This is a genomic window from Flavobacterium sp., from assembly GCF_049318325.1.
In the GTDB taxonomy this organism is placed as follows: domain Bacteria; phylum Bacteroidota; class Bacteroidia; order Flavobacteriales; family Flavobacteriaceae; genus Flavobacterium.
Genome location: NZ_JBMOGQ010000085.1, coordinates 1 through 10,006, shown reverse-complemented (window position 1 = coordinate 10,006; position 10,006 = coordinate 1). Strand labels below are relative to the sequence as shown.

Sequence of the window (10,006 nt, the reverse complement as noted above, 5' to 3'; positions counted from 1 at the left end):
TCTTTTAAAAATGAAGAATATGCAAACACCCAAAGTATAGGGTTTGACAACTTTGCTATACTAGGTTGGTTTCCAAGAATATCTTCGGATGAAAGTGGTGATTTTGGATTTGATGTTATTGATTACAACAAAACTAAATTTAAAATAATCATTGATGGAATGGATAGTGAAGGCAACCTATTTCATGAAGAAAAAATAGTAGATCTCAAATAAAAATAGCCCCGAAATTCGAGACGGTTTTTATTCTTCTTCTTTTGGTGATTTCTTGATCATTTTTAAAAATACTGGAAACGTTGAAACCAATATAATTCCAATAACAATCTTCTCAATATGATGTTTTAAATCGATGTCAAATTTTTCTAAAAACATTCCATATAAATAATGACCGGAGAAGATTAAAACAAACGACCAAAGAAACGAACTTACTATGTTATAAAACATAAATTTCTTTTTATCCATAGCTACAATTCCTGCCACAATTGGAGCAAATGTTCGTACGATTGGCAAAAAACGAGCAAAAATGATAGCTTTTCCACCATATCTTTCGAAGAAATCTTTAGATTGAATAAGATACTTTTTCTTAAACCAAAAACTGTCTTCTTTTTTATATAAAAAATACCCGCTTTTGGCACCAAACCAATAGCCCACCATATTTCCCAAAATTCCAGCAACTGCTACAAGAGTTGACAATATAATTACATTGGCCAAATCACTCTCAATAAAGGTGAAATTTTCGACTAAACTTCGGCTATAAATTCCAGCGAGGAAAAGCAAACTGTCACCAGGCAGAAAAAAACCTGCAAACAATCCTGTTTCGGCAAATACAATAAATAAAACAATCCACAAACCAATAAAAACGCCTCCAATATCAAAGTTGATATAGAACTCAGGATTAAGTAGTTGCAACCAATCAAAATCACTCATATATTTAAAATAAATTGATTGTGAAAATAATCATATTTTTTGGGATTAAGCGTTAAAATTAATGCTTTTGCAAATCTAAATTTTGAAATAGCGAAACAGAAATAGTATGATTCATTACGTTAGTAGCTGAAGTAGAAGTAATAAAGTGGTTCATATAGCCGAATTCCAAACGAATATTGTTATTGTAATTTAAGCCTAAACCAACTAAAAATCTATTCTGATCTATTAATTTTGAGTTGACTTTATTATCTCCTACGTTTAAAAAAACTTCGTTTTGCAAAATGGCATAAAGCTCTTCATTGGTAGATTTAAAATTTAAGAGGCGAAATAAATTTCTATTCAAATAACGAAATCTATTTTGAAAACTACTTCCTAAAGACACTACACTATTATTAGATAAAATCAATTTTTCAACCCATCTGTTTTCTAGACGCATCCTATGAATTATAGTGTTTTTGGACTCATTCCAGTTCTTACTGTATTGGTATTGTTCCCAAAGGCGATTTTCCTTAAAATAATCATCAACACCTTCATTATAGGTAGTAATTAAACCATAACCCGCTGTAAAACTTTTATTGGAATTCAAATAATAAATAGCCCCTATTCTAAAAAGGTTTTGCTGATTTTGTTTCAATTGATTATCCAATCTAAATTGTGCTTCTATATGATAACCCCAATGATTAGAAACTTTATATTGACCCATATAAGCAAACCATACCCTTTGGTTTTGTTTTAATTCTTGTGAATACGAATAGCAAAAAAATAATAGTAAAACAATAAATAGAAGTCTCCTCATTTTAAAAGTTTTGATAAAAATAACAATAAAAAAAACTCCCAAACTATAATTTTGGGAGTTTTCAAATTATTCTCTTTCGTATTTACAACAGTGATGAAGTTTATCGTAAACCTCATCTTTTACTTTGACATCTTTTGTATCGTGACCAACTTTGGCAATGGCATTTTGTATATCAAGGATTGAACATTTTTCTTCATTAATTATCAAATGCAATATGTGATCGTCAATGTGCCATTCAGCACTTTTTACACCCGAAACTGAAAGGGCAGACTTTTCAATTCTTTTTTTACATTGTTCACAATTACCATTTACTTCAATATTGCATTTGGCATTTTTGCTTTTTTTAGCTCCGTTTAGTCCGGCTCCGCCTTGATCTTCTTGTGCTTGAGTTGAAAATACTACAAACAGTAACAACATTCCTAAAATTGTATTTTTCATAATTATTTTTTTAAGTTATTTTATTTTAAATCGTAATCCGGCATAATACATTTGTCCAAATACTGGCGCATATATTATAGAGGTGTCAAAATTAGAACCAAAAGGATTATCACTTCCCAAAATAGCTTTGTCCTGGCGATAATTTCCAATATTTTCTCCGCCAATATACATTTCAAAAGTACTCGAAAAAGTACGCGTAATTTGCGCATTCATTATTCCAAATGAAGGTGAAAACTCAGGGAGACTATCTGCTGCGGCATTTGTTCGGGTATTAGGCAATTGTTGTTTTCCTAACCAATTGAATGTATAATCAAATTTCCATTGTTTTCCTTTTTCTTTTATATGGGTTTCGTATTCTAAGTTAACAAAAAATCTATGTTTTGCCTGTAATGGTCTTTGAAAACTTCCTGATAGATAATCAGTCGAAATGTCATAATACTTATATGCAGTTCTTAAATTAAAATGTTTAATAATTTCCAAATTGAAGTCAATTTGCAAACTATTGGCATATGACTTTCCTCTTAAGTTATAAAATAATGCTTGCTGAGGCGAATTCATCACATCTACAACCGCTTGATTTTGAAAATCGGTTCGATAAAAATCAATGGTTGTATCTGCATTCATTCCAAAAAGTTTGAAGTTTTGCGTGAAACTCAACCCGTAATTCCAGGCAATCTCCGGATCTAAACCGTATACTTTCCCATTAGTATCTAAAATTGAAAATGCTCTTGAGCTCGCAAAAAGGTTTTGGTTTTCAGCAAAAATATTAGCGGCTCGTTTGCCTCTCCCTGCAGAAAAACGAAAAACTGCATTTTCCCAAGAATTGTATTTAACGTGAAGTCTTGGCGTGAAAAAAGCACCTAATCTATTGTGATAATCAAATCGCCCTCCAAGTATATAACTGAACTTATCAGAATCATCATAGGTATATTCGAAAAAAGCACCAACGGAATTATCAATTCTACTTACATCTGAAAGATTTACAAATTCAGAATATTTATCATACGTAAAGTTCAATCCTGTAGCAAATTTGTGCATCGTATTGCTGATAATAGAATTAAAAATCAAATTGGAATAATAGCTTTGTTGCTTGATGTCGTATTGGTTTAAACCAAAATACGATTGCTGATTGTGATTACTAAACGCATTTTGAAAACCAATACTTTGATAAGGCATGTCTTTGAAAACATAACCTATTTTAGAAGAAAAATCTACTCTTTCAGTATTGATTTCCGAACCCCAATGATTGGTAGTTAATCTATCTTTATCTGGATCAAAATGGATTTCACCAGTTTGCTTTTCGTCATTCATATAACGAAGATTTAAAAAAGTTACCCAACCCGATTCAGAATTAGAATATTGCCATCGATTAGCAATATTTATTTGTTTTCCCAATGGATTATCAAGAAAACCGTCATCGTTCATATCATTTTTGGCAACTCTTGCATTTCCGTGCACAAACAAACTTGTTGCCCAATAATCAGAAATTTTTTTATTGAAATGAGTATTCAATTCAAAACGTGAATCGGTCGAACCATAAGCATTTAAAAAGAAAGGAATGTCTTTTATTGGCTTAATTAATTCTGTATTGATTTGTCCGGAAATGCTTTCGTAACCATTAACAACACTTCCTGCACCTTTATTAATTTGAATGCTTTCAACCCAAGTTCCCGGTGTAAATGACAAACCATAGGCTTGTGAAGCGCCACGAACCGATGGGATGTTTTCTTCTGTAATCATAATGTAGGGACTGGTCAAACCCAACATTTTAATTTGTTTGGTTCCGGTTAATGCGTCAGAAAAATTGACGTCAATCGATGGATTGGTTTCAAAACTTTCTGCCAAATTACAGCATGCCGCTTTGAGTAATTCTTTACTGGTAACTAGTGTAGTATTTGCAGTACCCGAAAGTGATTTTTTTAATCCTTTTTTATTAGATTCTATAGTGACTGTTTTCAAAGTATCTGTTTTCGGAGATTCTTGAGAAAAAGTAACAATAGAAAAAAGTAATGTTAGAAAAAAAAGTGTTTTTTTCATTATAATTGATTTAAAATTAATTCATTTTCAACTGATTCTTATTGAAAACAAAAAGAATCAAAACTGAATTCAGGTTAAATCAGGCGTAAAAGGTATATTGGCTGTACAAGAGATAGAATGGCGGTGCGTTCGCATCGCAATAGTAAGTACAATTATCTTTTTGTTTGGAGTGATTTTTTGAAATAAAAACTATTGGTTTCGAGTCATAAATAACCGAATGCAGTGCAGTATCAAAAGACAATGATTCAACAATAATTTTATCTGATTTGATTTCCGCTTTTATTATTTTGTCATTACAACATCCTGGTTCCTCTTCTACAATTCCGCAACATTCATCAACCACTTTTGCTGAAGGTGGTACTGCATTTATAGTTATTGATGCAATTTCATCAGCACAATAATGCACATTAATCGCTAATCCTAAATTGGATACCAACAGGAGAACCGTCAACAAAATGCTTAGGTGTTTTTTGAAAATCATGATGCAAAGCTAGTAAAATAGTGCCACGGATAACTTAAAATTATATTAAAACTTTACAATTCAATCTCTTGACCCATCAAAGGAACAACGCAATCAAATCCATATTTTTCATTAATCTTGATTCGCAATTTGTCAGCTGGTTGGTTTTCACCATGTACTAAAAATACTTTTTCGGGTTTCTTTTTTAAATCTGATAACCAATTGAGCAAATCATTTTGGTCACCATGAGCTGATAGTCCTTCTATTTCGAGAATTTTGGCTAATACTGGATAATATTTTCCATAGATTTTTAATTCTGTTGCTCCTTCTAAAAGTTTTCTGCCACGAGTACCTTCTGCTTGATATCCAACTATAATAACTGTTGTTTCGGGCAAACCAATATAACGCTCTAAATAACTCAAGACTCTTCCTCCGGTAATCATTCCACTTGCGGCTATGACCACTTTGGGTTGTTTATCAAAAATTGAGGTAATTGTCTCCTTATAATCAGAATTCAAAGTAAACATCTTGCACATTTCAATACAATCACTTTCGGAGAGTTTGTGCCAATTTCTGTTATTCATAAAAATATCCAAAACACTTATCCCCATTGGCGTGTCAATGATATATGAAATATCCGGAATTTTATTTTCAATTTTCAATTGCCAAAGTAAATACATTATTGATTGAGCTCTTTCAACAGCAAAACTTGGAATTATAACTGTTCCGTTAATTTGATATGTGTTGTTAATATACGTTTCTAAAAGTAATTTGACATCTTCTTCAGGATGAATACGGTTGCCATAAGTACTTTCTAAAAAAATATAATCAGCTTCTTTTGGTTTTATCGGCGGATACATAAGCACATCATCATCCCGGCCAATATCTCCTGAAAAAACAAGTGTTTTTCCTTCTAATTTCAACTCAATAGAACAGGCACCAATGATGTGACCTGCATTTCTAAAAACTACGGATATTTCTAGATCAAGGTGAACTTCCTCATTTGTTTTAAGAACTCTAAAAAGCGGGAAAACTTTTTCAGCCTGAATCACATTATATAATGGTTCCGCTTTTTCGTGTTTCGAATAGTGCTCTTTATTAGCACGTTCTGCTTCTTCTTCCTGAATTTTAGCGCTATCTAACAAAATTAATTTAGCAATAGCTGCTGTTGGACTAGTACAACATATTTTTCCTTCAAATCCTTGATTAACTAATCTTGGCAACCAACCACAATGATCTAAATGACCGTGCGTTAGCAAAACAAAATCAATCGTATTAGGTAAAATCGGGAGCGGTTCCCAATTAAGCTCTCGCAAGGGCTTTATCCCTTGAAATTGGCCACAATCAATTAGAATTCTAATTCCGTTGCTTTCTACCAATGTTTTGGATCCTGTTACTGTTCCTGCACCACCAAGAAATTTAATTTTCATATTTCAAATATTTACAAAGTTCTGAAGCTTCTATAATTACATTTTTTATTCTGATTGGACTAAGTCCTATTTTTTCGAGGATTTCTGCATTATCAATAATTTCCCTAGCCAAAATAACATCTAACACCATCAGTTTATCTTTTTCGGCTGTAGTCAAAGTTGTTAAACAAGTAATTGGATACAATTGGCCTTCATCAATTTTTTTTCGTAAACTAAATTTTGGCGGATAATCCCAACTCAATAATTTTAGTCCGGAACAATTGGCAAAATCCATAGCATCCGAGGTAAATCGGTTATTGGTTACAATCCAGCAACCTGTAATTTTATCACTTTTGGAAAAAATTGAATGATTCCTATCTTTCAAATCATTAAATCGGGAAAGTATATACATTGGAATTTTAACATCCGAATTGGTTTCACTTCTTGGGTGAAACTTACACTCAACCATTTCAATAAAATCGTATTTTTTAATAACAACATCTATTTCATGAGACACGCATTTTCCTTGCAAAAAAAGATTCGTTTTTGTTGCATAGCCTTCTGACAAAAATAGTCGTGAAATGAATTTTTCAAAGAAGAAACCCGCTGGACCAAGCATTTGAATAGCTGCTCTCAAATTGTATCTTGCCGCTGTAGCGTTGGATGATTTTTTTAATAAGCTGAAAGCTAATTTATAGATTTTTTTAGTTGTAATGCCTTCATAAATTTGATTATCGACAGTTTGTAAAATTTCATCAATAACTGATTTACTGGCACCGGATTTTAATAAAGAACTTTTAAGTTTGTCTCGATTAAATTCAACAACACTTCCTGAATGCTTTACTATTTTCATAATACTCAAAATTAAATTTTCGGCATTTACTAATCAAGTAAAGTTAAGAAAATAAACTTACTTTTTAATCTTTTTCTGATAATAAAATCCTGGAATAAAGAGCAAAATAAAAATAGGTTGAATTAAAAATCTTCTGATGTAGAACAAGGTCATTTTACTTTCTTCAGCAAAAAATGTCAAGACAAAAACGAAGCTAATCATCAGTATGGATCCCAAAATCATATAGAGGAGTGCTGAGAATTTTACAATTTGTCTGTCTTTAAAAATCATATATAACAACAATAATGAAATTACCGAATTTACATAAAAGCGCATTCCCAAACTGAAAAACAATTTGAAAATATTAATTTGTGGAAAAGGTAAATGTGCATATTCGTCTTTAAAATAATTCAAAAAGGGATCATAAAAAAGTGTGTCTTCAAATACTCTAATTAATACCAGTAGCAATATCAAAAACAATGACCAGCCTATTTTACTTTTATTTCTTATCAACTTCTGTAGCATACAACGAATATTTATTAACCCAAATTACCCATAACAAAAACACAACCCCATAAATCACTAACGGGAAAACCACACCATGTAACAAATGCTCATATTCCGGAAAATTATAAAGTGCTATACACAAAAGTGCAATTCGACCAATATTTAAAATGTGAATTAGAATGATGCCAAAAAGTATAAAAAGCAACGTTTTTTTTAATTTTCCAGTAAACGCAATTACAAATGATATAAATAAAATAATCACACTTAAAGCGTTGCAACCTTCAATAATTCGGGAAATATATTTGCCTTTGTAGAATAATTTCACACTTGGTTCTCTAAGATGTGGCATAGTAAAAGAATTCGAATCAAACCAAGACAAAACAGTTTTTGACTGATTAGCTACTAATTCAGTGAAAGAATCTACTTCAGCATTTTTAGCGTCAAAACAATTCAGATAGGTTTGATAAATCAGGGTCAAAATCAAATAACTGACAATAAATTTTCCGAGAAAAAGTAAAAAAGGTTTGTATTGCAGTAGCAGATTTTTCAAAAGATAATTTTTAACAAATTTATATAAAATAAAAAAGTGCAGTCGTTACATTTGCAAAAAATAAAATTGAACACTGATTTCACAGATTTACACAGATAAATTGTCACAATAACAAACTATGAATTTTGAAAGCTTAAAACCGCAGATCACAGCTATTCTTGCTGAAAAAACAGAAAGAGATGTAAAACTTAAAAACCTATGTCAGTTCCTATCGGACAATGTGGATTATTATAATTGGGTCGGCTTTTATTTTGCGAATCTCGAAAACAAAACGCTGCATCTTGGTCCGTATGTAGGAGCCGAAACTGAACATGCGGTTATTCCATTCGGAAAAGGAATCTGTGGACAGGTCGCAGAATCTAATGCCAACTTCGTTGTGCCAGATGTTGCTGCTCAGGACAATTATATTGCTTGTAGTTTTACAGTAAAATCAGAAATTGTGGTACCACTTTTTGTTGACGGAATTAATATTGGACAAATTGACATCGATAGCCATGTTATCAATCCGTTTACAGAAACAGACGAACGCTTTTTAGAATTTGTAAACCAGGAAGTTGCTAAATTATTTTAAAAATAATTCGTAATTCGTAACTGCTTCGCCAGTTCCCAAAATAAATTGGATTTATTTTGCTCGGGTCGTAATTATTTTTACCTTTGCGCACGAATTGAGAAAATCTTAATTCATACATAATAATCATTTAAATAATATTAGCATGTACTTAACTAATGAAGTTAAAGCAGAAATCTTCGCTAAACACGGAGGAAAAGCAGAAAACACAGGATCTGCAGAAGGACAAATTGCATTGTTCACATTTAGAATCTCTCACTTAACAGAGCACTTGAAAAAAAATCGTCATGATTACAATACTGAGCGTTCGTTGGTACTTTTAGTAGGTAAAAGAAGATCGCTTCTTGACTACTTGAAGAAAAAAGACATCAACAGATATCGTGAGATTATCAAAGAATTGAATATTAGAAAATAGTCAATATAAAAGAGGTGCCGACGCGCCTCTTTTTTTTTAGAATAAAAATAAGAAAAGTTTCGGTTTTTCATTGGGTTACAAACAACTACAACAACTACAACACAACTAACCTAATTGTTTAAAAAAACGAATTAAATTTTATGATTCCAAAAGTAACCCAAGAAACAATCGATTTAGGTGATGGAAGAACTATCACAATCGAAACAGGTAAATTAGCAAAACAGGCAGACGGTTCTGTAGTAGTACGTTGTGGCGACACCATGTTATTAGCTACGGCTGTATCCGCTAGAACATCAAACCCTGGTGTTGACTTTTTACCATTAACGGTAGATTACCGTGAAAAATTTGCCGCAGCTGGACGATTCCCGGGCGGATTTTTCAAAAGAGAAGCGCGTCCAAGCGACAGCGAAGTTTTAACTATGCGTTTGGTAGACCGCGTTTTACGCCCACTTTTCCCGGATGATTATCACGCTGAAACACAAGTAATGATTCAGTTGATGTCGCACGATGAAGAAGTGATGCCAGATGCATTGGCAGGATTAGCTGCTTCAGCAGCATTGGCGGTTTCTGATATTCCTTTTTACAACCTGATTTCTGAAGTACGTGTAGCGCGTATTGACGGAAAATTTGTAATTAACCCTAGTAGAGCCGATCTAGAAAAATCTGATATCGACATGATGATTGGAGCTTCGATGGATTCGGTTGCCATGGTTGAAGGTGAAATGAAAGAGATTTCCGAACACGAAATGGTCGAAGCTATCAAATTTGCCCACGAAGCTATCAAAGTTCAAATTCAAGCACAATTGCGTTTACAGGAAGCGTTCGGAAAAAAAGAAATTCGTACTTATGAGGGCGAGAAAGAAGATGAAGCAGTTTACAAAAAAGTAAAAGCAGCAGGTTATGACAAATGTTACGCTATCGCACAGGAAGCTTCAGGAAAAAGTGAAAGAGGCGAAAAATTTACAGTGGTAAAAGCAGAATGTCAAGCTTTATTTACCGAAGAAGAATATATTGAAAATCCCGATTTAGCAGGTTTAGTATCTAAATATTTCTACAAAACCAATAAAGAA

General features: G+C 32.4%; 12 protein-coding genes and 1 pseudogene. 4 read left to right on the top strand and 9 right to left on the bottom strand.

The annotated features are described in order from the left end of the window. A partial coding sequence (locus ACOYLP_RS08440) for a hypothetical protein (protein ID WP_422855737.1) occupies positions 1 to 213 on the top strand: 213 nt, incomplete at its 5' end. A 27-nt stretch (positions 214 to 240) separates the two neighbouring features. On the opposite strand, the gene ACOYLP_RS08435 is transcribed toward ACOYLP_RS08440, so the two are convergent. The 9 genes from ACOYLP_RS08435 to xrtF form a co-directional block, all read right to left on the bottom strand. After that, positions 241 to 924 carry a DedA family protein gene (locus ACOYLP_RS08435; protein WP_422855736.1) on the bottom strand — a complete coding sequence of 228 codons (684 nt, stop codon included), beginning with the start codon at positions 922 to 924 and terminating at the stop codon, positions 241 to 243. Between the two features lie 58 nt (positions 925 to 982). Further along, entirely contained in the window at positions 983 to 1,720 is a 738-nt protein-coding gene (locus ACOYLP_RS08430) for a DUF2490 domain-containing protein (RefSeq protein ID WP_422855735.1), read from the bottom strand. Between the two features lie 66 nt (positions 1,721 to 1,786). Beyond that, positions 1,787 to 2,158: a heavy-metal-associated domain-containing protein gene (locus tag ACOYLP_RS08425; protein WP_422855734.1), complete on the bottom strand. Its 372-nt coding sequence runs from the start codon at positions 2,156 to 2,158 to the stop codon at positions 1,787 to 1,789. 15 nt (positions 2,159 to 2,173) lie between these two features. Continuing rightward, positions 2,174 to 4,195, bottom strand: a complete 2,022-nt coding sequence (locus ACOYLP_RS08420) for a TonB-dependent receptor plug domain-containing protein (RefSeq protein WP_422855733.1) — start codon at positions 4,193 to 4,195, stop codon at positions 2,174 to 2,176. 79 nt (positions 4,196 to 4,274) lie between these two features. Next, positions 4,275 to 4,676, bottom strand: a complete 402-nt coding sequence (locus ACOYLP_RS08415) for an HYC_CC_PP family protein (RefSeq protein ID WP_422855732.1) — start codon at positions 4,674 to 4,676, stop codon at positions 4,275 to 4,277. Positions 4,677 to 4,729: 53 nt separating this feature from the next. Continuing rightward, positions 4,730 to 6,085, bottom strand: a complete 1,356-nt coding sequence (locus tag ACOYLP_RS08410; RefSeq protein WP_422855731.1) for an MBL fold metallo-hydrolase RNA specificity domain-containing protein — start codon at positions 6,083 to 6,085, stop codon at positions 4,730 to 4,732. Next, positions 6,075 to 6,917, bottom strand: coding sequence for an ATP cone domain-containing protein (locus ACOYLP_RS08405; RefSeq protein ID WP_422855730.1), 843 nt, complete (start codon positions 6,915 to 6,917; stop codon positions 6,075 to 6,077). Before ACOYLP_RS08405 ends, ACOYLP_RS08410 begins: the two co-directional genes overlap by 11 nt. 57 nt (positions 6,918 to 6,974) lie before the next feature. Next, on the bottom strand, positions 6,975 to 7,421 hold the full coding sequence (locus ACOYLP_RS08400; protein WP_422855729.1) for an exosortase F system-associated membrane protein: 447 nt from the start codon (positions 7,419 to 7,421) through the stop codon (positions 6,975 to 6,977). Then, positions 7,396 to 7,953, bottom strand: a complete 558-nt coding sequence (xrtF, locus tag ACOYLP_RS08395; protein ID WP_422855728.1) for an exosortase family protein XrtF — start codon at positions 7,951 to 7,953, stop codon at positions 7,396 to 7,398. Before xrtF ends, ACOYLP_RS08400 begins: the two co-directional genes overlap by 26 nt. Before the next feature lie 118 nt (positions 7,954 to 8,071). Here xrtF and ACOYLP_RS08390 point away from each other — a divergent pair, with 118 nt between their 5' ends. The 3 genes and pseudogenes from ACOYLP_RS08390 to ACOYLP_RS08380 all read left to right on the top strand — a co-directional run. Further along, a complete protein-coding gene (locus ACOYLP_RS08390) occupies positions 8,072 to 8,524 on the top strand; it encodes a GAF domain-containing protein (protein WP_422855727.1) in 453 nt (150 codons plus the stop codon). A gap of 142 nt (positions 8,525 to 8,666) precedes the next feature. Further along, a complete protein-coding gene (gene rpsO, locus ACOYLP_RS08385; protein WP_121375174.1) occupies positions 8,667 to 8,936 on the top strand; it encodes a 30S ribosomal protein S15 in 270 nt (89 codons plus the stop codon). 140 nt (positions 8,937 to 9,076) lie between these two features. After that, a pseudogene (locus tag ACOYLP_RS08380) lies at positions 9,077 to 10,006 on the top strand (polyribonucleotide nucleotidyltransferase); the annotation flags it as partial.